19 protein-coding genes are annotated in these 21,244 nt (G+C 67.8%); 6 read left to right on the top strand and 13 right to left on the bottom strand.

The genetic code is table 11. The features are described 5' to 3' along the window. Positions 1-2 precede the first annotated feature (2 nt). Positions 3-1,025, top strand: a complete 1,023-nt coding sequence (gene yhjD / locus ASG64_RS01390) for an inner membrane protein YhjD (RefSeq protein ID WP_056069357.1) — start codon at positions 3-5, stop codon at positions 1,023-1,025. Between the two features lie 16 nt (positions 1,026-1,041). Here the strand turns inward: yhjD and ASG64_RS01385 are convergent, their stop codons facing one another. The 5 genes from ASG64_RS01385 to iolC are packed head-to-tail and all read right to left on the bottom strand — an operon-like array spanning position 1,042 to position 7,201. Further along, a complete protein-coding gene (locus tag ASG64_RS01385; RefSeq protein ID WP_056069353.1) occupies positions 1,042-2,430 on the bottom strand; it encodes a D-alanyl-D-alanine carboxypeptidase family protein in 1,389 nt (462 codons plus the stop codon). A 32-nt stretch (positions 2,431-2,462) separates the two neighbouring features. Continuing rightward, positions 2,463-4,415 (bottom strand): 3D-(3,5/4)-trihydroxycyclohexane-1,2-dione acylhydrolase (decyclizing), encoded by a 1,953-nt coding sequence (gene iolD, locus ASG64_RS01380; RefSeq protein ID WP_056069350.1) that lies wholly within the window; start codon positions 4,413-4,415, stop codon positions 2,463-2,465. Positions 4,416-4,417: 2 nt separating this feature from the next. Next, complete coding sequence (iolB, locus tag ASG64_RS01375; protein WP_056069347.1) at positions 4,418-5,290, bottom strand: 5-deoxy-glucuronate isomerase; 873 nt, start codon at positions 5,288-5,290, stop codon at positions 4,418-4,420. Then, entirely contained in the window at positions 5,287-6,192 is a 906-nt protein-coding gene (locus tag ASG64_RS01370) for a Cgl0159 family (beta/alpha)8-fold protein (protein ID WP_056069345.1), read from the bottom strand. The genes iolB and ASG64_RS01370 overlap by 4 nt, the downstream gene beginning before the upstream one ends. Further along, positions 6,185-7,201, bottom strand: coding sequence for a 5-dehydro-2-deoxygluconokinase (gene iolC / locus ASG64_RS01365; RefSeq protein ID WP_042573139.1), 1,017 nt, complete (start codon positions 7,199-7,201; stop codon positions 6,185-6,187). Before iolC ends, ASG64_RS01370 begins: the two co-directional genes overlap by 8 nt. A gap of 176 nt (positions 7,202-7,377) precedes the next feature. Here iolC and ASG64_RS01360 point away from each other — a divergent pair, with 176 nt between their 5' ends. Continuing rightward, entirely contained in the window at positions 7,378-8,115 is a 738-nt protein-coding gene (locus ASG64_RS01360) for a GntR family transcriptional regulator (protein WP_235579452.1), read from the top strand. A 28-nt stretch (positions 8,116-8,143) separates the two neighbouring features. Here ASG64_RS01360 and ASG64_RS01355 read toward each other — a convergent pair whose 3' ends face one another. Then, positions 8,144-9,142: an ABC transporter substrate-binding protein gene (locus ASG64_RS01355; protein WP_056069342.1), complete on the bottom strand. Its 999-nt coding sequence runs from the start codon at positions 9,140-9,142 to the stop codon at positions 8,144-8,146. 83 nt (positions 9,143-9,225) lie between these two features. Beyond that, positions 9,226-10,245, bottom strand: a complete 1,020-nt coding sequence (locus tag ASG64_RS01350; RefSeq protein ID WP_056069341.1) for a LacI family DNA-binding transcriptional regulator — start codon at positions 10,243-10,245, stop codon at positions 9,226-9,228. A 183-nt stretch (positions 10,246-10,428) separates the two neighbouring features. On the opposite strand from ASG64_RS01350, the gene ASG64_RS01345 reads away from it, so the two are divergent. From ASG64_RS01345 to ASG64_RS01335, 3 genes are all read left to right on the top strand, one after another. Continuing rightward, positions 10,429-11,604 carry a Gfo/Idh/MocA family protein gene (locus ASG64_RS01345; RefSeq protein ID WP_056072430.1) on the top strand — a complete coding sequence of 392 codons (1,176 nt, stop codon included), beginning with the start codon at positions 10,429-10,431 and terminating at the stop codon, positions 11,602-11,604. Between the two features lie 173 nt (positions 11,605-11,777). Further along, a complete protein-coding gene (locus ASG64_RS01340) occupies positions 11,778-12,836 on the top strand; it encodes an ABC transporter permease (RefSeq protein WP_042573142.1) in 1,059 nt (352 codons plus the stop codon). Positions 12,837-12,844: 8 nt separating this feature from the next. After that, positions 12,845-13,660: an ATP-binding cassette domain-containing protein gene (locus ASG64_RS01335; RefSeq protein ID WP_042573143.1), complete on the top strand. Its 816-nt coding sequence runs from the start codon at positions 12,845-12,847 to the stop codon at positions 13,658-13,660. A 171-nt stretch (positions 13,661-13,831) separates the two neighbouring features. Here the strand turns inward: ASG64_RS01335 and ASG64_RS01330 are convergent, their stop codons facing one another. The 4 genes from ASG64_RS01330 to ASG64_RS01315 are packed head-to-tail and all read right to left on the bottom strand — an operon-like array spanning position 13,832 to position 17,530. Continuing rightward, positions 13,832-14,833 (bottom strand): Gfo/Idh/MocA family protein, encoded by a 1,002-nt coding sequence (locus ASG64_RS01330; RefSeq protein WP_235579451.1) that lies wholly within the window; start codon positions 14,831-14,833, stop codon positions 13,832-13,834. Beyond that, positions 14,830-15,723, bottom strand: coding sequence for a sugar phosphate isomerase/epimerase family protein (locus tag ASG64_RS01325; RefSeq protein WP_056069335.1), 894 nt, complete (start codon positions 15,721-15,723; stop codon positions 14,830-14,832). Before ASG64_RS01325 ends, ASG64_RS01330 begins: the two co-directional genes overlap by 4 nt. Further along, the gene (locus ASG64_RS01320; protein WP_042573145.1) at positions 15,720-16,751 is read right to left on the bottom strand and encodes a Gfo/Idh/MocA family protein; all 1,032 of its coding nucleotides are present in this window, start codon (positions 16,749-16,751) and stop codon (positions 15,720-15,722) included. Before ASG64_RS01320 ends, ASG64_RS01325 begins: the two co-directional genes overlap by 4 nt. Beyond that, on the bottom strand, positions 16,751-17,530 hold the full coding sequence (locus ASG64_RS01315; protein WP_042573146.1) for an SDR family oxidoreductase: 780 nt from the start codon (positions 17,528-17,530) through the stop codon (positions 16,751-16,753). The genes ASG64_RS01320 and ASG64_RS01315 overlap by 1 nt, the downstream gene beginning before the upstream one ends. Positions 17,531-17,605: 75 nt before the next feature. Here ASG64_RS01315 and ASG64_RS01310 point away from each other — a divergent pair, with 75 nt between their 5' ends. Further along, a complete protein-coding gene (locus ASG64_RS01310) occupies positions 17,606-18,628 on the top strand; it encodes a LacI family DNA-binding transcriptional regulator (RefSeq protein ID WP_056069331.1) in 1,023 nt (340 codons plus the stop codon). Here ASG64_RS01310 and ASG64_RS01305 read toward each other — a convergent pair. Both ASG64_RS01305 and ASG64_RS01300 read right to left on the bottom strand, forming a co-directional pair. Next, complete coding sequence (locus ASG64_RS01305) at positions 18,587-19,855, bottom strand: MFS transporter (RefSeq protein ID WP_156388227.1); 1,269 nt, start codon at positions 19,853-19,855, stop codon at positions 18,587-18,589. The two genes, ASG64_RS01310 and ASG64_RS01305, sit on opposite strands and share 42 nt — an antisense overlap. 47 nt (positions 19,856-19,902) lie before the next feature. After that, positions 19,903-21,072, bottom strand: coding sequence for a phytanoyl-CoA dioxygenase family protein (locus ASG64_RS01300; protein WP_056069328.1), 1,170 nt, complete (start codon positions 21,070-21,072; stop codon positions 19,903-19,905). Between the last annotated feature and the right edge of the window lie 172 nt (positions 21,073-21,244).

Below are 21,244 nucleotides of genomic sequence, written 5' to 3'. Positions count from 1 at the left end.
CCATGCCGGACTTCGCAGCGATCATCGAACGACGCCGGCGTGAATGGCCCTGGTTCGACCATCTCGCGCGAGCGGGGTCCGTCTACCAGAGCCAGAAGGGCGACTACTACGCGGCCGGCATCACCTATTTCAGTGTGCTGGCCCTGTTCCCGCTGCTGATGGTGGCGTTCGCGATCATCGGGTTCGTGCTGGCATCGAGACCCGAACTGTTGACGGAACTGCAGACTCAGATCTCCGAGAACGTGCCCGGTAGCTTCGGCACCACGATCAACGACCTGGTCGAGACGGCGATCGAGTCGCGTGCCAGCGTCGGCGTCATCGGACTGCTCGGCGCCCTGTACGCGGGACTGGGATGGACGGCCAATCTCCGGGAAGCGCTCACCGCGATGTGGGAGACCCCGCACGAGGCGGGCAGTTTCCTGTCCACCAAGGTCAAGGACTTCGGCGCGCTCGTCGGCCTCGGACTGGCCCTGGTGATCTCCCTCGGACTCTCCGCGCTGGCCAGCGGGTCCATCCTGCCGACGCTGCTGCGCTACGTCGGACTCGACGGTATTCCGGGTGTCGGTGTCGCCGTGCAGATCGTCTCGTTCGTCCTGGCCATCGCGGCGACCTGGGCATTGTTCGTCTGGGTCATCGCCCGCCTTCCCCGTGAACCCGTCACCGTGCGCAGCGCGGCGCGTGCTGCGCTGATGGCCGCCGTCGTCTTCGAGATCTTCAAGCAGGTCGGCGCCGTCTACCTCGAGAGCGTGACGTCCGGTCCGGCCGGTGCGACCTTCGGTCCCATCATCGGCATCCTGGTGTTCGCGTTCACCACCTCGCGCTTCCTGCTCTTCTCCACCGCCTGGGCTGCGACGGCGACGGAGAACCTGGCGCTCGCGTCGACACCGGTGCCGGACAGTGCCGTGATCTCCCCGCAGGTCATCGTCCGTGAGGGTGTGTCGCCGGCGGGTGCAGCGGCGCTCGTCGGCGCCGGCGTCGTCACTCTGCTGGGCATCGGTGGGTGGCGGGACCGCCGCAGGCGCTGACACGACGGCGCGCCCTTCAGGGGCGTCGCGTGAGCCGCCGCGCCCACAGCACCAGGCCCACGACGACGATCAGACCGAGCGCGCCCACGCCGACTCGGATGGCGGTGTCGTTGTCGTCGGTCACTCCCGGGTAGGCGCCGCCCCGCGCATCCGTCGACAGCCGATTCCCGGGCGGAACGGCGGTCGTCGGGGTGCGTGTCGTCTCGTCGTCGGTCGCCGCGTCGGTGTCGCCGGGGGACACCAACGTGCCGACTCCGGTCGAGACGGGTTGCGCGAAGCCGTAATCGAGTAAGCGCGCTGCCTGTTCCCACGGTCTGATCGGGAGGACGTCGGCGTTCATCAGCGAGACGGCGAGTCGGCGTCCGCCACGCTCGGCCGCCCCGACGAAGGTCTGGCGTGCGTCGTCTGTGTAGCCGTTCTTGCCGCCGAGGGCATCCGGGTAGTTGAACAGCAGGGCATTGTCACTCGCCAACACGAAACCCGGCCGGTCCTCGTTGAGTTCGAGATCGGGATTCACGGGCACACCGGGTTCGTCCGGCCGGGACGGATTGTCCGGCTTCGACGAGTCCTTCGGGTACCCGGGGAACGGAACGGACTCCGTGGCAACCAGTTCCGCGAAGACCGGATTGTCCATCGCTGCACGGAAGATCAACGCCAGGTCGTACGGCGAGCACGCCATGCCGGGTCCGTCGAGGCCCGAGGGCGAGGCGGTGCGCGTGTCGGTGGCGCCGAGGTCGCGCGCCTTCGCGTTCATCTTGTCGACAGCCCGGTCCAGACCGCCCAACTGCACCGCAATGGCATGCGCCGCATCGTTTCCCGACGCCATGACGAGTCCCTGCAGGAGTTGCCGCACGCTGTAGACGCCGCCCTTGCCGATGCCGACGGCACTGCCCTCGGCCTGCGCGTCGTCCTCGGTGGCCGTGACGGTGCGATCGAGGTCGAGTTCGTCGAGAGCGACGAGCGCGAGCAGAACCTTGATGGTCGAGGCGGGGCGATACCGACCGTGGGGGTCCTTGGCGGCGATCACGGTGCCGGTATCGAGATCGGTCAGAACCCATCCCGCAGCGGAGATGTCGGCGGGAAGCGGGGGTGCTGCATCCGCGGTGATCACCCCGCACGCCGCGAGTTCGTCGCCACCGACGGCCCGATCGGGCACCGGGACCGGCGCGGGATCGGCGTCGCCGGGCAGCGGCACCTCGGACGCGTCGATGGCCGGCGGGGGGACGTCACGGTGCGGACATGCGTCCGTGTCGGGCGTGCGGAACGGTGTCGACGTCGGTGTCGCCGGAGGCTGAGCCCCGGCGACACCCGACACACCCAGCGGCAGACCTGCGAGGACCGCCACTGCAGCGATGGTGACTGCGGACCGCCGTACTCGCGGGTGGCGCCGGTGTGAGGTGTTCATCACCGCTCACCCTACGAGGTGGCTCCCGATGGTCAGTCGCCCGACGGTCGCAGGTACGGCCGCTGGATCTTCTTCCACGCCGCGTAGGTCTCGTACGCGTCCTGCGTGCTCTGCAGGGTCGACGTGGAGCTGACGGGCACGTCCCACCACGACTCGCTGTCCGGTGCGGGAATCAGCGGGTCGGTCTCGACATGGATGACCGTGCAGCGGTCCGCTGCCTTGGCCACCTTGACGGCGTCGGCGAACCCACCCGCAGTGTTCACGCGGATGACGTCGGCGCCGAGGCTCTGAGCGTTGGCCGCGAGATCGACGGGCAGGACGCCACCGTCGAGTCGACCCGACTCGGACCGGTAGCGGTACGCGGTACCGAACCGCTGGGATCCCAGTTGCTCCGACAGCGAGCCGATGGAGGCGAATCCGTGGTTCTGGACCAGCACCAGGATGACCTTGACGCCCTCCTGCACGGCGGTCACCAGTTCGGTGGCCATCATGAGGTAGCTGCCGTCGCCGACCATCACGAACACGTCGCGGTCCGGGGCGGCCATCTTGACGCCGATGCCGCCGGCCACCTCGTAGCCCATGCAGGAGAACCCGTACTCGACGTGGTAGCCCTTGGAATCGCGAGTCCGCCAGAGCTTGTGCAGATCTCCGGGCATGGAACCGGCGGCGCACACGACGATGTCGCGGGGGTCCGACAGCGAGTTGGTCAGACCGATGACCTGGTTCTGGTTCATCCCGACGTTGTCGTCGTCGACCGCGTACACCGAGGACACCGTGCGTTCCCACTCGGCGGCGAGTTCGGTGACGCGAGCGCTGTAGTCGGCGCTCACCTCATGGCCGGCCAGCGCCTCGGACAGGGCGTCGAGTGCCTCGCGGGCATCGGCGACGACGGACAAGCCGCCCTGCTTGACCGAGTCGATGGACGCCACGTTGATGTTGACGAACTTCACGTCCGGATTGGTGAACGCGGTGCGGGACGCACTGGTGAAATCGCTGTAGCGCGTACCGATCCCGATGACCACGTCGGCGTCGGTCGCCAGCGCGTTGGCCGCTGTCGTTCCGGTGGATCCGATGGCGCCGACGGACTGGGGATGGTCGTAGACGAGGGAGCCCTTGCCGGCCTGACTCTGGCCGACGGGGATTCCGGTCTGCGCGGCGAACGAGGCGAGGGCGTCCGTGGCGCCGGAATAGATGACGCCGCCACCGGCGACGATCAGCGGGGCCTTCGCCGAGCGGATGATCTCGGCGGCGCGCGAGACGACGGACCGCTCGGGCAGCGGACGGGCGACGTGCCACGTGCGCGGTGCGAAGAACGACTCCGGCCAGTCGTGTGCCTCGGCCTGGACATCCTGCGGGACTGCGACCGTGGCGGCGCCGGTCTCCACGGGATCGGTCAGGACCCGCATGGCGCCGAGCAGTGCGGCGGGCAGCTGCTCCGCACGCCACACCCGGTCGAAGTAGCGCGAGAGCGGCTTGAACGCATCGTTGACCGTCACGTCGCCGCTGGAGGGGAGCTCGAGTTCCTGCAGCACGGGGGAGGAGGCGCGCGTGGCGAAGGTGTCGGCAGGGAGCAGCAGGACGGGCAACCGGTTGATAGTCGCCAGAGCCGCGCCGGTCAGCATGTTCGTCGAGCCGGGCCCGACGCTCGCGCTGACGGCCCAGGTCTGCAGGCGGTCCTTCTGACGGGCGAAGCCGACAGCGCTGTGCACCATCGCCTGTTCGTTGCGACCCAACACGTACGGCAGTTCGGGCTCGGTTCCGGCCTCGACCGCGTCGATCTCGGCCTGCAGCAACGCCTGTCCGAGACCGGCGACGTTGCCGTGGCCGAAGATGCCGAAGCATCCGGCGAAGAACTTGGTCCGCTCACCGTCGCGTTCGACGTACTGGTTCGCGAGGAACTTCACGATCGCCTGCGACACCGTGAGGTGCACGGTGGGCTCGGCGTTCTCGGTCTTGCTCTGTGACATCGGTGCGGTGGACACCATCGTCATGCTCCTTTTCGGTGCGCTGTGTCGAGCGGGAGGCGCGGATCGATGTCCTGCCCCTCCCATGTGCTGCGGATCCAGGTGTGGTCCGGATCGTCGACGATCTTCCAGGCGCGTTCGCTGCCCGGTCCGGCCATGACGTTCAGGTAGTACATGTGGTAGCCGGGCGCCGCGACGGACGGCCCGTGATACCCGTGCGGGACGAGGACGACGTCACCCGTGCGCACCTCTTCGAGCACCTCGATGGGACGCTCCGGGGTGCCGTACACGCGGTGGTAGCCGAAACCCTCGGAACCGTCTCTGCCGCGGTCGATCTCGAAGTAGTAGATCTCTTCGAGCGCCGACTCGGTCTCGGTCTCCTCGTCGTGCTTGTGGCCGGGGTAGGAGGACCAGTTGCCGCCCGGGGTGATGACCTCGCACGCGATGAGCGAGTCGGCCTCGAAGGTGTCGGCGGTGCCGAAGTTGTGCACCTGCCGGCTGCAGTTCCCGGCGCCGCGCAACTCGACGCTGACGTCGGCCGCGGGGACGTACCGGAACGGCAGAGTCTTCGTCGCCCGCGCTCCGCACAGAGCGAAACGGCCACCGCTCTCGCTGCGCAGCGTGTAACTGCTGTCGCGTCCGACATAGACGAAGTCCGACGGCCCGTCGAACACCGATGCGCGGCCGGCCAGTGCGGCGTCGTCCGTGCCGCACGTGACGGTCGCGGATCCCTGGAGTGGGACCACCATGATCTCGTCGTCGTCGGAAGTGAGGTCGACGGACTCGCCGGGTGCGAGAAGCAGTGTGCGCAAGCTGGACTCGGTCCATCCCGCGCTTTCCGGAGTGACGGTGACTCCGGCACCGGGAACCGCGGGAATGTAGAACTCGCTGTTCACTTGTCGGCTCCGCCCCGCACCATCTCGACTGCGGTGGCCACTGCGGTGGCGACGTCACCGTCGGCCGGGTACAGCAGCGTGCGGCCCACGATGAGTCCGCGCACCGCCGGAATCTTCAGTGCGCGTGCCCAGCTGGCGAAGGTCTCGTCCGGGGCGGTTTGAGGATCTCCGCCGAGAAGAAGCGTCGGCAACGTGGTGGCGTCCATGACGCGTTCCATCTCGTCGACGACGGGAAGCTTCATCCACGTGTACGCGGAGGTGGATCCGAGGCCCTGGGCGATGTGGATCGACTTGATGACGGCGTCCGCGCGGAGATCGTTGACCACCTTGCCGTCGCGACGCGACGACAGGAACGGCTCGACCATGGCCATGAGGCCCTCGGCGGCCAGTTCGTCGATCGCCTGAGCGCACGCGGTCATGGTGCCCAGCGTGCCGGGATCGTCGAGGTCGATGCGCGTGAGCATCTTCGCGCCGTTCATCCGCGCCTTCGCGGTGGAGGCCGCCGTCGCGCCCGTCATGCGGTCGTCGAGTTCGAAGGAGGCGCCGGCCAGGCCGCCGCGGTTCATCGACGAGATGACCACCTTGTCGTCGAGGGCTCCGAGCAGCACCAGGTCGTCCAGGATCTCGGACGTGGCGAGGACGCCGTCGACACCCGGGTCGGCGAGCGCGGTCCGCAGTCGGTCGAGCAGCTCGGTACGGGAGTTCATCGCGGTGGGGTTGGACCCGACCGAGAGGGCGCCGCGTGCCGGGTGATCGGCGGCGACGATCATCAGGCGACCGTCGCCGCGGACGGTGTCGCGCGTGACGCGGTTCGCCCAGGCGCGATCGATCGCGCCGGGGTCGTGCGCGCGGATCTCGGTGACGTCGGCGTAGGTAGTGGCAGCGGTGAGGGTGTCAGACATGTGCGTCCTCGATGTCGGTGGTGAGGGCAGCCTCGGCGAGTGCGGACACTTCGTCGGCGGTGGGCATGGCCGTGGAGCATTCGAGGCGCGAAGCCACGATCGCGCCGGCAGCGTTGGCGTGGCGCAGGATCTTCTCGAGCGGCCACCCCGACAGCAGGCCGTGGCAGAGGGATCCGCCGAAACTGTCGCCGGCTCCGAGTCCGTTGACCACGTCGACGAAGTTCGGCGGCACTTCCACGCGCTCGGTCCGGGTCTTGCCCAGGACGCCCTTGGGCCCCTGCTTGACCACGGCGAGTTCGACGCCGAGATCGAGCAGTGCATCCGCGGCGCGGTCCGGATCGGTCTCGCCGACGGCGATCTCGCACTCCTCGCGGTTACCGACGGCGACGGTGACATGACCGAGTGCGCGCTGTACCTGCTCGGTCGCGGCGGCGGGGCTCTGCCAGAACATCGGCCGGTAGTCGAGGTCGAGGATCGTCAGGGGTGCGCGTCCTCGCGCCTCCCAGGCGGCGAAATGGGCGCTGCGACTGGGTTCTTCGGACAATCCGGTGACCGTCGACCAGTACAGCGAGGCGGCGCGGACGGCATCGAGGTCGATGTCCTGAGCTCGCACCTGCAGATCCGGCGCCGTGGGCTTGCGGTAGAAGTACAGAGGGAAGTCGTCCGGGGGGAAGATCTCGCAGAACGTCACGGGTGTCGCGTACTCGTCGTTCTGCACGACGTATCGGTTGTCGACACCCAGCCGGGCCAGCTCGTTGCGGACGAAGCGTCCGAAGGGGTCGTTGCCGGCGCCGGAGATGAGGGCGCTGCGGCGTCCGAGCCGCGCGGCGGCGACCGTGACGTTGGCGGCGCTGCCGCCGAGGAACTTACCGAACGTGTCGACGTGTTCGAGACCGACGCCGACCTGGAGGGGGTAGATGTCGACGCCGCTGCGGCCGATGGCCAGCACGTCGAAGCGGGCGTCACCGGGTGACTCGGTGCGGTGCGGTGAGGTCAAGGTCGGCTCCATCGAGACTGAGGGCGGGTGCGTGAACCACTGTGCTCCGCACCACACCGCGATGTCAATAGTTTGTCCTGACATTCTAACTTGACGTCATATTGCGCCCCGTCACCTACACTCGTTTCTCGGGCAGCCGCCCCCCATGAACGATGACGCCCGACAACGATCGCGATCGGAGCTGGTACGTGAGTCAGCCACTCGCCGTGGAGCTCGACAGGTCGAGTCCCGTTCCCCTCTACTACCAACTCGCGCAGGCAATCGAGGGTGCAATTCTCGGGGGCACCCTCGCTCCGGGCGATCGGTTCGAGAACGAGTTGGCTCTGGCCAAGCGCCTCAACCTGTCACGACCGACGACGCGGCGCGCCATCCAGGAACTGGTGGACAAGGGACTCCTGGTCCGCAAGAGGGGCGTCGGCACGCAGGTGGTGCAGAGTCCGGTGCATCGCCCGGTCGAGCTCACCAGCCTCTTCGACGACCTGGCGCGCGCCGGTCAGGATCCCAGTACCCGGCTGCTCGAGTACTCGGTGGGACTGCCGACCGAGGATGTCGCTCGTGAGCTGAACATCGTGCCGGACTGTGAAGTCGTGACGGTGCGCCGTCTTCGACTGACCAAGGGCGAGCCGCTGGCCCTGATGGTGAACTACATGCCCGTCGACGTGGCGCCCGAGCCGGTCGAGCTCGAGGCGCACGGTCTCTACCAGTCCTTGCGGACAAAGGGCGTGCACATCAGGCTCGCACGCCAGCGCATCGGGGCGAAGGCGGCCGACCGCGACGAGGCGCACCTCCTGGATGAGAAGCCGAAGGCGCCGCTGCTCACCATGCATCGCACCGCGTTCGACGACTCCGGCAAGGTGGTCGAGTACGGCTCGCACGTCTACCGGGCGTCGCGGTATTACTTCGACACGACGCTCGTCGACCGCTGACCGGAACGCGGCCTGCCCATCGCCGCACTCAGGATGCGATCGACTCCAGCATCGGTCGGATCTTCCCGAGTGCGTACGTCAGCGACGACGGCGACGGGGTGTTGAGTGCGACGATGGTCGCGTAGTCCGTGATCAGCATGCCGCCCGAGCGCACCGAGGGCAGGTCCGACCAGCCGGGAAGCGTTTCGAGTTCCGCAGCGGTACCGCCGTTCACGAGGATGATCACCAGGTCGGAGTTCAGGACGTCGACGCGTTCGGGCCCGACGACGAGCCGGTTACCGGCCGTGGCCGGGAGTTCGATGGGCGGCAGCGTCATCCCCAGCTTCTGATAGAACGCCGAGGCGCCGTCGTCGGGATCAGCGACCACGACGAGCTGCTGGGTGGCCGGAATGTACTGAGACAGCAGCGCGGTCTTCCCGCCCAGACCGGGCAGTTCGGCGGCGGCGTCGGCGAGGGCGGTCTCCGTCCCCGCGATCACCGTGTCGGCGTCGTCGTCGCGACCCAGCGCCGTGCCCAGAGCGCGAGTCAACGCGTCGTACGGCGAGACCGTGTCGCCGATGACGGGAATGGTCGGGGCCAGCGCGGTCAACTGGTCGTACAGGGTGGGTGTCGATGCCGCGAAGTCGGCGAGGATGAGATCCGGTGCGTACGAAGCGATTTCCTCGATGGGGAGGGTGCCCTCGACGGGGACGGGGATGAGCGGTACGTCCGCCGCCAGCTCGGTCTGCCAGGGGTAGCGGCCGTCCGCTGCCCCGGTCGTGTCCGAGGCGAAGGCCACCGGCTGGATTCCCAGGGACAGTGCCGCGTCCGCGGCGGGCGCCGTGAGGGTGACGATGCGCGGGTCGGGCCCGAGCTCGGCACGATCGATCGAGGTGGAGCCGAGCGCGTGTTCGATGGTCACGGTGCCCGTCGGGGTGTCGCCGTCGGGCGCCGCGTCCGATAACTGATCACTGCTGCACCCGGCCGCCGAGAGGAGTGTCAGGACGGCGACGGCCGAGGCGAGTCGTCGTGATGTCGTGCTGCGCATGCGGTAACCCCTGCTGCTCGTGGTGCCTCCGGAGACCACGGAGGTAGGGGTACCCTAAGTCGTCGGGCAGCAGGTGTGGGGAGCTACGTTCCGGCGGGTGGCGCCGTGCTCCCGCGCACCTGCAGGCTCGGTGCGATCAGGTCCACCGTGCCCGATGCGTCGGGGCGCGCGATGCGGTCGATCACCGCGGCGGCGGCCCGGCGACCGACGGCGGAGCTGGCGTTGTCCACGGACGTCAACGACACGTGGCGCAGTTGCGCGATGGAGGTGTTGTCGTAGCCGACGACCGAGATGTCCTGCGGCACGGCCAGTCCCGCCTCCTGGCAGGCTGTCATGACGCCGACGGCGGCGATGTCGTTGACGGCGTAGACGGCTGTCGGTCGAGGTGATCGGGAGAGCAGTCTGGTCGCGGCCTCGTACCCACCGTCCTCGGTGAGGTCGCACGTCTCGACCAGGCCGTCGGTATCGAGTCCGAGGGACTCCATGGTGGAGCGATAGCTCGCCGCGCGTAGCGCTGCGACGACACCGAACGAGCCGGCAACGTGGGCGATCAGGCGGTGACCGAGGTCTGCCAGATGGCGGACCGCGAGCTCCGAGCCCGCCGTGTCGTCGTTCGCCACCACGTCCGCACGGGGAAGTTCGAGGTCTCGGCTGGCCACGATCACCGTCGGCATCGAGGTCGCCGCACCGGCGACCAGAGGGGTGGGCTCACGAGTGCCGACCAGGACCAGCGCGTCGAGGCGCAGCTCCGTGAACTTGCGGACGACGGTGTCGTCGCCGCTGCGATCCGCGCGTCCGTCACCGAGCATCATCGTCAGCCCGTGGCTCTCGAGGACGGGGGCCATTCCTTCCAGGCAATCGACGAACCACGGGTTCCGCAGGTCGTTGATCAGGACGCCGACGATGTCCGTGCGCTGCCGAGACAGGCTGCGGGCGGACAGGTTCGGTCGGTAGCCCAGGGCGTCGATCGACGCGAGGACGGCGGCGCGCTTGTCGTCACTGACATTGGGGGAGTCGTGCAGCACCAGGGACACCAGTGACTTGGAGACCCCTGCGTGCTCCGCCACGGTACGAATGGTGGGGAGCCGATCCGATGTCGTCATCGCACACTCCGTTCTCGCCGGGCTCCTGCAGTGGACCGTGCCCGATTGGACCGTGCCAAACGCAGCCTAGCTGCACAGTCGCGTTGAACGGAAGACCGTTGACAGAGGCTCCGCATGAGGGGCACACTGCGGATCGACTTCCTTTTGGAACGGTCCAATCCCTCTCACGCCTGGAGCGCACTGATGTCCGACGCCCTGTCGAATTCCCGTCCCACCGCTATCGGAGTTGCCGTCATCGGGTTCGGCTGGATGGGCCGTGTCCACACCCAGGCCTACAGCCGGGTCCGGCATCACTTCCCGTCCCTGCGGCCCCTGCCCGTTCTGGCCACGGTGGCCGACGAGGTGCCCGGTCGAGCCGAGGAGGCAGCGGCGCAGTTCGGGTTCGCGTCCTCGACGACGTCGTGGCGTGACGTTCTCTCGGACCCGTCCGTCGGCGCCGTGTCGGTGACGTCGCCGAACTTCCTGCACCGGGACATGGGTATAGCGGTGGCGGAATCGGGGAAGCATCTCTGGATCGAGAAGCCCGTCGGGCTGTCCGCCGACGATGCGCGCGCCGTGGCGATCGCTGCGGAGAAGGCGGGCGTGCAGACGGCGGTGGGCTTCAACTATCGCAATGCGCCGGCGGTGGAGCAGGCTCGCGCCATCATCGCGTCCGGTGAGATCGGCGAGATCACGCATGCCCGCTTCCGGTTCTTCAGCGACTACGCAGCACATCCGGACGGTGCCCTGAGCTGGCGTTTCGAGCGCGAACGTGGGGGCAGCGGAGTGCTGGGGGATCTGGCGTCCCACGGGGCGGACCTGGTCTGGTACCTCCTCGGCGACATCGCCTCCCTGGTCGCGGACACGGCCGTGTTCATCCCGCAGCGGTCCAAGCCCACCGGCGCCACCAGCGGCCACACCCGGTCGAGCGGTGGCGAGAAGGGTGCGGTGGAGAACGAGGACTTCGTGTCGGCGCAGCTGCGGATGGCCTCGGGTGCGCGGTGCGTTCTCGAGGCCAGTCGTGTGTCGGTCGGCGAGCAGAACTCCTACGGCTTCGAGATCCACGGAACGCGCGGCGCGCTGTCCTGGGATTTCCGGCGGATGGGCGAATTGGTGCTGAGCACAGGATCGCTCTTCCAGGATCAGCCGATGTCGACCGTGTTCGTGGGTCCGGATGCCGGCGAATACGGCGCGTTCCAGCCCGGATCCGCCTCGGCGATGGGCTACGACGACCTGAAGGTCGTGGAAGCGGCACGGTTCTTGCAGTCGATCGCGGAGAATCGTCCCGTGGGCGCCACGGTGCGGGACGCGGTACGCAGCTCGGAGATACTGGACGCCATGACCGAGTCGGTGGCGGCGGGGCGCTGGGTGACACCGTGACCCGGGCCCATATGTCACCCCTGCAGTCCTAATGTCCGAACAAAGTATTGACTTATGGCTGTGATGCGTATTACATCGTCATGACACGGCGATGTTCCGCCACGGCCCTGCTTCTCGGCCGGGACGTCACACGGTCGTCAGCGCAGAGAATCCACCGTCAGGTAAGGAAGTCCATGTCCACACAGGCAGATCTCGATCTCGCCACGCACACCGTCGTGACCGACGAGCGCGTGAAGAAGCAGAAGCCGTTCCAGCGGCTGTTGGTACGCCCGGAGATCGGTGCGCTGTTCGGCGCCATCATCATCTTCGTGTTCTTCGCGATCGTCGCGCCGCCGTTCCGCAGCCCCGAAGCTCTGGCGACGGTGCTCTACGCATCCTCGACCATCGGCATCATGGCCTGCGGCGTCTCGGTGCTGATGATCGGCGGCGAGTTCGACCTGTCGACCGGTGTGGCGGTGACGTTCTCGTCCATCGCGGCATCGATGCTCGCCTACAACCTGCACCTCAACGTCTGGATCGGATCGTTGCTGGCGCTGGTCCTCGCGCTGGGCGTGGGCTTCCTCAACGGGTATCTGGTGATGAAGACCAAGATCCCGTCCTTCCTGATCACCCTGTCGTCGTTCCTGATGCTCACCGGAATCAACCTCGCGGTGACCAAGCTGGTCACCGGACAGGTCGCCACGCAGTCGATCTCCGACATGGCCGGCTTCGAGTCCGCCAAGAAGGTCTTCGCCTCCTCGTTCTCCATCTTCGGTGTCTCGGTCCGCATCACCGTCGTGTGGTGGCTGCTGTTCACCCTCCTCACCACCTTCGTGCTGATGAAGACGCGCATCGGTAACTGGGTCTTCGCCGTGGGCGGCAACCAGGACTCGGCGCGGGCCATCGGCGTACCGGTGACGAAGGTCAAGATCGGCATGTTCATGTTCGTCGGTTTCTGCGCCTGGTTCGTCGGCATGCACCTGCTCTTCGCCTTCAACACCGTGCAGTCCGGACAGGGCGTCGGCAACGAGTTCCTCTACATCATCGCCGCGGTCATCGGCGGATGCTTGCTCACCGGAGGGTTCGGTACCGCGATCGGCGCCGCCATCGGAGCGTTCATCTTCGGTATGACCAACCAGGGCATCGTCTACGCGGGCTGGAACCCGGACTGGTTCAAATTCTTCCTCGGTGCGATGCTGCTCTTCGCCGTCATCGCCAACAACAGCTTCCGTTCCTACGCTGCGAAAAGGTGACACCTGACATGAGTGCAACCATCGAGACCCCCGTCGAGTCCGACAACAGCGGCGGCAAGACCCCTCTGATCGAACTGAAGAACGTCGGCAAGAGCTACGGAAACATCATCGCGCTCGGCGGCATCAACCTCCGCGTCGGCGCCGGTGAGGTGACGGGCGTGCTCGGCGACAACGGCGCCGGCAAGTCCACGCTCATCAAGATCATGGCCGGGCTGCACCAGCAGACCGAGGGCGAGCTCCTCGTCGACGGGAAAGCCGTCAAGTTCGGCTCGCCCAAGGACGCCTTGGACAAGGGCATCGCCACGGTCTATCAGGACCTCGCCGTCGTGTCGCTGATGCCGGTGTGGCGCAACTTCTTCCTCGGCCAGGAGCTGCGGAAGAAGGGCGTCCTCAAGACCCTCGACGCGGCCGCCATGCGGGCCACGACGAAGGAAGAGCTGCACAAGATGGGCATCGACCTGCCCGACGTCGACGCCCCCATCGGGTCGCTGTCCGGTGGTCAGCGTCAGTGTGTGGCCATCGCCCGCGCCATCTTCTTCGGCGCCCGCGTCCTGATCCTCGACGAGCCGACCGCCGCGCTGGGCGTCAAGCAGTCCGGCATGGTGCTGCGCTACATCTCCGCAGCCAAGGAGCAGGGCTTCGGCGTCGTGTTCATCACGCACAACCCGCACCACGCGTACATGGTGGGTGACCACTTCGTCCTCCTCAACCGCGGCCGTCAGAAGCTCGACTGCTCGTACGACGAGATCAGCCTCGACGACCTGACCAAGGAGATGGCCGGCGGCGACGAGCTCGAGACGCTCACGCACGAACTGCGTCGCTGACACCTGCGCTCACGGGCCCCGCACCTCCTCGAGGTGCGGGGCCCGTGTCGTCTCTGCACACAACCCGTGTCGTCACGGCCGGATGTGCCGTGCGGTCGGCGCCTGCGAGCAGAACTGCACGAACGACGACGGCCCCGCACCGGTGAGAGGCGCGGGGCCGTCGGTCGGTGTCTAGCGGAGAGGGAGGCCTGCTGCCGTGTACGCGGCGTCCACCAATTCCATGGTCGCCACCGCGTCGTCTGCTCCCAGCGGGATCGGCGCGCCGTGCAGGACGTGGGCCGCGAACGCCTCGAGTTGGTACTCGTAGGACGGGCGCGTCCCCAGATGCTCCACCGTGGTTCCCGACGCGTCCGTGACCGAGACCCGATCGTCGGAGTTCGGCTTGATGTAGTCGGGCGCGAACGCGGAACCGTCCGAGAACGTCAGTCGGACGGTGAATTCGAAGTGCGGGTGCACCATCGAGTTGGTGACCGTTCCGCGCGCGCCGTTCGGGAACTCGAGCTCGACGGTGGACGTCTCGTCGACGCCCTTGTCACGTTCGGTCGCCGTCGCGGAGACCACGCGCGGCGGCCCTCCGGCGGCGTCGGCGAGCATGCGGTGCACGTGCAGGCCGTAGCAGCCCAGATCCATGATCGCACCGCCGGCGAGGTCGAGCGACCACCGAGGATCGCCGTCGGCCGGTTCCGGCATCGCCATGACGACATCGACGCCGGTGAGCCGACCCAGACGGCCGGACTCGGCGATCTCGAGCAGGCGACGCGTCACCGGGTGGAAGAGATAGTGGAACCCTTCGACGATGATGCCGTCGGTCTCATGCGCTACTTCGCGCACCTCGCTCGCCTCGGAAGCGTTGCGTGCGAACGGCTTCTCCGTCAGGACGGCCTTGCCCGCACGCAGGGCGCGGATGTTCCACTCGGCGTGGAGGGCGTTGGCCAACGGGTTGTAGACGGCATCCACCTCGGGATCGTCGATGACCGCGTCGTAGCTGTCCGCGACGCGTTCCACGCCGTACCGCTCGGCGAACGCCTCGGCCCGGCCGCGATCGCGTGCCGCCACCACCACCAACCGGTGACCGAGCGCGTGGGCCGGACCGACGATGGCCTGCTCCGCGATACGCGACGCTCCCAGAACCCCGATGCGCAGGGTCACAGCTTTCGGTTCGGGCGTTGTCACACCGTCGCCCGTCGGGCCGCCACCACGTCGCGGAGGTATCCGACGCTGGCGATGACGTCGGTGATGGGGCCGGGACCTTCGGGCTCGCCGGTCAGAATGGTGTCCTGCTCGAGCACGAACCAGCCCGTGTAGCCGGCGTCGAGGAGCGAGTCCACGACGCCGCCGATGCCCACGTCACCGGTGCCGAGAGGCCGGTACATACCCGCGCGGACGGCGTCGGTGTAGGTCAGTTCTCCGGCCTGGACCCGCGCCGCGAGTGCTGCGTCGACATCCTTGAGGTGAGCATGGGCGATGCGATCGGCTGCCGCAGTGGCCAATTCGGCCGGATCGGTACCGCCGATCATCAGGTGACCGGTGTCCAGGCACAGCGGGATGGACGATCCGTCGAGCACGCGGTGGACCTCGTCGCGCTGCTCGATCATGGTGCCGACATGGGGATGGACGACAGCGAGGATGCCGCGGTCCGCCGAGGCCGCAGCCAGACGATCGAGGTTGCGCAGCAACACGGTCCACTGATCGGCGGTGAGGGTCGGACGTGCGTCGTAGCCCTCCTGGCCGGTGGAGGCGGCGAGGACGATGACGTCGGCGTTCGCCGCGACGAAGCCGTCGAGCAGCGAGGAGATGGTCGGTACCGGATCATGCGACTCCTCGTGCAGCAGAACAGGAGCGAAGCCGCCGACCGAGGTCAGGTCGTGTCCTGCCAGAGTCGCCGCGAGGGTGGACGGGTCGGCGGGCAGGAAGCCCTCGGGACCGTTCTCCGTCGCGGTGAGTCCTGCGTCGCGCATCTCGCGGAGGACGCGGTCGTTGTCCATCTGGTAGCCCCAGCCGGGGACCTCACACACACCCCACGAGATGGGGGCTCCGGCGATACGTACGGGTGCTGCGGTCATGAGCGAACCTCTTCCAGGGTGACGGGTGCGCCTCGGCGCAATGATTCGGTGGCGGCCTCGGCGATCCAGGCGACCTCGAGAGCGTCCTGCGCGGTGCAGGGTGACGGGCGGGTTCCGGCGGCGACGTCGAGGAACGCTGTCAGCTCGTCCCGGTACGACTGCGCGAAGCGGTCCATGAAGAACGAGTGCGGCGCATCCGCCGGGAAGATCTCACCGTGCGGGAAACCCTGTGCCGCTTCCATGTTGCGCACCGGCGAGTGCGGGTCCCAACCGGCCACGACGGTGTCCTCGCTGCCGTGCACCTCGAGCCGGCAGTCGTACCCGCGGCCGTTGTAGCGGGAATTCGACACGACGCCGACGGTGCCGCCCTCGAACGTGAGAAGGACGGTGGCGGAGTCGACGTCGCCCGCCGCGGCGAAGGCGGGATCACCCTGGTTGGAGCCGGCGGCGAAGACCGAGACCACCTCTCGTCCCACGATCCAGCGGACGACGTCGAAGTCGTGGACGCTGCAGTCGCGGAAGATGCCGCCGGACTCCGCGATGTAGGCCATCGGTGGGGGAGCGGGGTCGAGTGTCGTGGAACGGACGGTGTGCAGGAATCCGAGTTCGCCTCCTCGCACCGCGCGCTCGGCTGCTGCCACGGCGGGGTCGAACCGACGGTTGAACCCGATCTGTACCGGGACGTCCGACGACGCGATGCCGTCCACCACTGCTCGGCTCTCGGCTGCGGTGAAGGCCAGCGGCTTCTCGCAGAAGACGGGAATGCCGGCGTCGACGGCGGCGAGCAGCAGGGAGGCGTGCGCGGGAGTGGCTGCCGCGATGACGATGCCGTCCACACCGGCGGACAACATCGCGTCGACTCCGTCGACCTTTTCCGCGTTGTACTTCGCGGCGACCGTGTCCGTCACATCGGGTCGGCCGTCGGTGACGACGAGGCTCGACACTCCGTCCAGACCGGCGAGAGTCTCCACGTGGAATGCGCCGATGCGCCCCAATCCGATGACTCCGATTCGTGCCTGTGTACTCATCAGTCCTGTCCTCCTACTACCTGCTGGTCCCATTCGATGACCGATCCCGTGACCACACCGCTGCGCGCCGACAGCAGGAACACCACGAAGTCAGCGATCTCGTCCGGTTGCCCGAGCTTGCCCATCGGGAGCGCGGCCGAGGCGTCGGCGACCCAGTCGTCGTCCGCATCGTGAAAACGCTTCTGCGTCAGGGTCTCTCCCTCGGTCTCCGTCCATCCGATGTCGAGGGCGTTGATGCGGATGCGGTCCCACCGGTGGGCGTGGGCGGCGTTCTTCGTCAGTCCGGCCAGTCCGGCCTTCGCCGCCGAGTAGGGCGCGAGATAGGGCTGGCCGCCCCGAGAGCTGAGCGAGCCGATGTTCACGATCGTTCCCGGTGCCGAGCGGGAGAGCATGTCCTTGACCGCCGCCTGCATCACGAAGAACGGGCCGCGCAGGTTGACCGCGATGTGGTCGTCGAACAGCTCGGGAGTGGTGTCGATCAGCGTTCCGCGGGAGGTGAGGCCGGCGGCATTGCACACGGCGTCCACCCGTCCGTACACCTCGATGGTTCGCGCCACGCTCGCCAGAGCGTCTGCGGCGTCGGCGACGTCGGCGCGGATATAGGTGGCGTCGTGCCCCTGTGCGCGAAGCTCGTGCTCCATCGACGTTCCGACGTCGTCGCGACGGCCGCTGAAGGCGACACGGGCACCGGCGGCCAGCGATGCGCGCACCACGGCCGCACCGACACCGGACGTTCCGCCGCTGACGAGAACGACAGTGTCGTGCAGAAGTGTGCTCACCCGAGAAGTCTTGCGGTACTCGTCCGTGTGATCAACACTCTGGAGGCATCAAAAACACCTCGAGAGGACACGGCTGTGGGCCATCGCTACAAGGTTCGGGAGATCGCGCAGCAGTCGGGGCTGAGCGAGGCGACCGTCGACCGAGTTCTCCACGAGCGTCCCGGCGTCCGCGAGGACACCCGCGCAGAGGTGCGCCAGGCGATCGCGGACCTGGACAAGCAGCGCAGCCAGCTACGACTGTCAGGGCGCAAGTTCTTCTTCGACGTGGTGATGCAGGCACCCGAACGCTTCTGCGCGCAGGTGCGAGCCTCGATCGAGTCGGAACTTCCGATGCTGTCCCCGGCCGTCGTCCGCTCGCGGTTCCACTTCCGGGAGACCGAGTCGGTGGAGGCGATGCTCGAGACTCTCGACCGCATCCGACTTCGAGGATCGCACGGCGTGATCGTCAAGGCGCCGGACGAACCGGAGGTGGCGCGTGCGCTCGACGTCCTGTCGGCGTCGGGGATACCCGTCGTCACCTACGTCAGCGACGTGCCCTCCAGCGCGCGTATCGCCTACGTCGGCATCGACGACCACGCGGCCGGAGCAACGGCTGCGTACCTGGTGGACCAGTGGCTCGGAGAGTCGCCCGCGGCCGTGCTGGTCACGTTGAGTCACAACAGTTTCCGCAACGAGGGTGACCGTGAGATCGGCTTCCGGCGGGCGCTGCGGGCGACCTCGTCGGGTGTGACCCGCCCCGTCGTCGACATCGCGCGCAGCAGCGGTCTCGACGACACGGTCGAGGATCTGGTCGTCGCCGCACTCGAGACGCACCCGGACATCGAGGGTGTCTATTCGATCGGTGGCGGAAACCTCGCGACGGTGCGGGCGTTCGCGCGTGTCGGCCGACGGTGCCGGGTGTTCATCGCGCACGATCTCGACGCGGACAACCGTCGGCTGCTGGCGGACCGGTCGATCAGTGCCGTCCTCCATCACGATCTGCGCGCAGACGCCCGGCTGGCGTGCCGGCTCCTGATGCAGGCGGCGGGCGCCGTGCACGGCGTCCAGGACTCACCGTCACCCGTGCACGTAGTCACTCCCTACAACACTCCCCGATGACGCCGTCCGCCACAGCCCCCACGCCACCAGCGCGGCAGCCGACATACCGGCGCCGGCGATGCACAGCGCGGTCCATCCGCCCATCGACCAACTCAGCGACGCCGCGCTCGAACCCACCACGCCCCCGGCGAAGTAGCTGACCATGTACGCCGTGTTCAGGCGGTTGCGCGCCGGTGGGTCGAGAACGAAGACGACGTTCTGATTGGCGATGTGGGCACCCTGCGTTCCGAGGTCCAGGGCCACGATGCCCACCAGCAGGACGACAACGGCCCACACGGCACCGCTCCCGGATCCGAGATACAGCGGAACCCAACTCGCGAGCAGCACGGTCAGGCACAGCGTCGTGGCGAGGCGTCCGCGTCCTCGATCCGCCATCCGGCCGGCGACAGGAGCGATCGCTGCGCCGGCGACCCCGGCGATGCCGAAGAGTCCGATGACGGCGTCACCGTACGAGAACGGGGGAGCGGCAAGTAGGAAGGCGAGGCCGGTCCACATGACGGAGAACGACGCCATCAGCAACGCACCCAGAGCCATCCTGAGGCGAAGCTCGCGGCCGGTGCGGACCAACGTCAGGATGGACACCAGGATGCCGCGGTAGGACTCGGTCACCACCGGAGTCGAGACGGGAACGAAGCGCCACAGGACCGCGGCGAGTATCGCGATGACGACGGCCGCGACTGCGAACACCAAGCGCCACCCGCCGACTTCGGACAAGAACCCGCTCACCGTCCGTGCCAGCAGGATGCCCGTCAGCAGTCCGCTCATCACGGTGCCGACGGTGCGCCCGCGATCCTCCTCCGCGGCGAGCGCCGAGCTCAACGGAACGATCACCATGGCTGCGGACGCCCCGATACCGGCCAGGATCAATGCTGCCGCGAGGACGGAGAACGCGGGGGCGGCGACGGCGGCAGCGTCGGCGATCGCGCACACCACCGCCGCGGTCACGATGAGGCGCCGCCGCTCGATCATGTCGCCGAGCGGCACCAGGAACGCCAGGCCCACCGCATACCCGATCTGTGCGGTCGTGACCAGGATGCCCGCGGTGGCGTTGTCGACGTCGAACGAGCGCGCGATGCTGTGGAGCAGGGGTTGCGCGTAGTACAGGTTGGCGACCAGGACGCCGCACGTGACGGCGAGCAGCAGCACCAGGCCTCGCCCGATCGTGGGCTCGGGGTGGGTGTCGTCGCTCGTGTCCGTGCTCGTCGAGGCGTCCGTGTCGTCCTTCACGCCACCACTATCGCCCGGCGAGAGAGCCGGTGCACAACCGAGAGACGTCAGGGCCGGTGACGGGTACTCATGGCGGCCGCCTCGTCGGCGAACTCGTCGGGGGAGAGGTTCTCGTCGAGTGCCCTGTGCACCAGCTCGGCCTGCGTCTCGGCGGCCAGGCCGGTCAGCGGCGGGTCCAGGTCCAGGTTCGTCGGAAATGCATACGCCTCGGCCGAGGCGGCCACCACATTCGCGACCGACCGTTCGCCGTGGGTCGCCGCGAACTCCTGGAGCGAGGGATAGAGGGAGGTCACGATGGCCTCGCGGTCCACGCTGTCCATCGCTCGCCCGAACGCCGACGAGATCTGCAGAAGGTTGGCCATGCGCTTGATCGAGGTCGACGTGTTGTGACCGGCGGCGTGGAAGAGAGCCGGATTGAAGAACACCGCGTCGCCTTTACTCAAGGGCAGTTGCACGTAGTTCTGCGCGAAGTACTCCTGGAAGGCGGGTAGACCGAATGCGACGTACCCGGGTTCGTAGTGCTGGGAGAACGGCAGATACATCGTCGGCCCGCTCTCGATGGGCATGTCGCAGTGGGCCACCGCGCCCTGCAGCGTCAATGCCGGCGACAACCGGTGGACGTGGGCCCGGAAGCGTGATGCGGTCGCGGGGTCCATGAACCCGAGGTGATAGTCACGGTGGGGATTCTGTGCGGCACCACCAGGATTGACGACGTTCACCGCCGACGTCACCTGGTACATCGGTCCGAGCCACGCTTCGGCGACGAGGGCCAGGACATCGTTCGAGTAGTACCGGGTGAAGAGCTCGGGCGCCTCCAGCGCCAATTTCTGCAGTGCGTTCCAGACGCGGTCGTTCGCGCCCGGCTTCGCGAAGTGGTCGCCGCTGCCCGTGCCGTCGCGGCGCTGGCGCTCGACGACGGACTCGAAGTACTCGGTGACCTCTCGAAACGCGTGATCGCTCGTGACGGCGCCGCGGAACACCACGATCCCCGGGCCGTCGAGCAGTGCCCGTGCGATCTCGTCCTGGAGGCCGACGCGATCGCCCGCGGTGTCGAGCGTGGCGGCGTCGTAGAAGAGGACGTTGCTCTCCACGGAGGACGAATACGGATAGTCCGCCGGATCGGTGGTCGCGGAGACGACCCGGTGGAACTCGGCGAGGTCGCAATCCGATTCGGTGACCAGAGCAGTGCGGGACGAGTGCTGTGCGGACAGTGTCATGTCGTTTCCTTTGCATCGACAGGTGATTCTCTCTGTCGAGCCTGCACCCTCGACGCCGACCGTACAAGAGCCGTGGACCCCTCGAGAACACCTCGAGTACGTGATCGATGCCGGGACGAATCCGTCTGATTCGCCGACATCCGGGGTAACCGTGTACCACGGTGACGGGTAA

The sequence above is a fragment of the Rhodococcus sp. Leaf247 genome (assembly GCF_001426185.1).
Lineage (GTDB): Bacteria > Actinomycetota > Actinomycetes > Mycobacteriales > Mycobacteriaceae > Rhodococcoides.
This window is presented reverse-complemented; position numbering and strand designations above follow the sequence as displayed.

Bases quoted from the DNA above. Each gene is read 5' to 3' on its own strand.
- ASG64_RS01355 (WP_056069342.1), bottom strand. From the start codon at position 9,142: ATGCGCAGCACGACATCACGACGACTCGCCTCGGCCGTCGCCGTCCTG.
- yhjD (WP_056069357.1), top strand. From the start codon at position 3: ATGCCGGACTTCGCAGCGATCATCGAACGACGCCGGCGTGAATGGCCC.
- ASG64_RS01320 (WP_042573145.1), bottom strand. From the start codon at position 16,751: ATGAGTACACAGGCACGAATCGGAGTCATCGGATTGGGGCGCATCGGC.
- ASG64_RS01370 (WP_056069345.1), bottom strand. From the start codon at position 6,192: ATGTCTGACACCCTCACCGCTGCCACTACCTACGCCGACGTCACCGAG.
- ASG64_RS01325 (WP_056069335.1), bottom strand. From the start codon at position 15,723: ATGACCGCAGCACCCGTACGTATCGCCGGAGCCCCCATCTCGTGGGGT.
- ASG64_RS01345 (WP_056072430.1), top strand. From the start codon at position 10,429: ATGTCCGACGCCCTGTCGAATTCCCGTCCCACCGCTATCGGAGTTGCC.
- ASG64_RS01385 (WP_056069353.1), bottom strand. From the start codon at position 2,430: ATGAACACCTCACACCGGCGCCACCCGCGAGTACGGCGGTCCGCAGTC.
- iolC (WP_042573139.1), bottom strand. From the start codon at position 7,201: ATGGAGCCGACCTTGACCTCACCGCACCGCACCGAGTCACCCGGTGAC.
- ASG64_RS01335 (WP_042573143.1), top strand. From the start codon at position 12,845: ATGAGTGCAACCATCGAGACCCCCGTCGAGTCCGACAACAGCGGCGGC.
- ASG64_RS01340 (WP_042573142.1), top strand. From the start codon at position 11,778: ATGTCCACACAGGCAGATCTCGATCTCGCCACGCACACCGTCGTGACC.
- iolD (WP_056069350.1), bottom strand. From the start codon at position 4,415: ATGGTGTCCACCGCACCGATGTCACAGAGCAAGACCGAGAACGCCGAG.
- ASG64_RS01350 (WP_056069341.1), bottom strand. From the start codon at position 10,245: ATGACGACATCGGATCGGCTCCCCACCATTCGTACCGTGGCGGAGCAC.
- ASG64_RS01300 (WP_056069328.1), bottom strand. From the start codon at position 21,072: ATGACACTGTCCGCACAGCACTCGTCCCGCACTGCTCTGGTCACCGAA.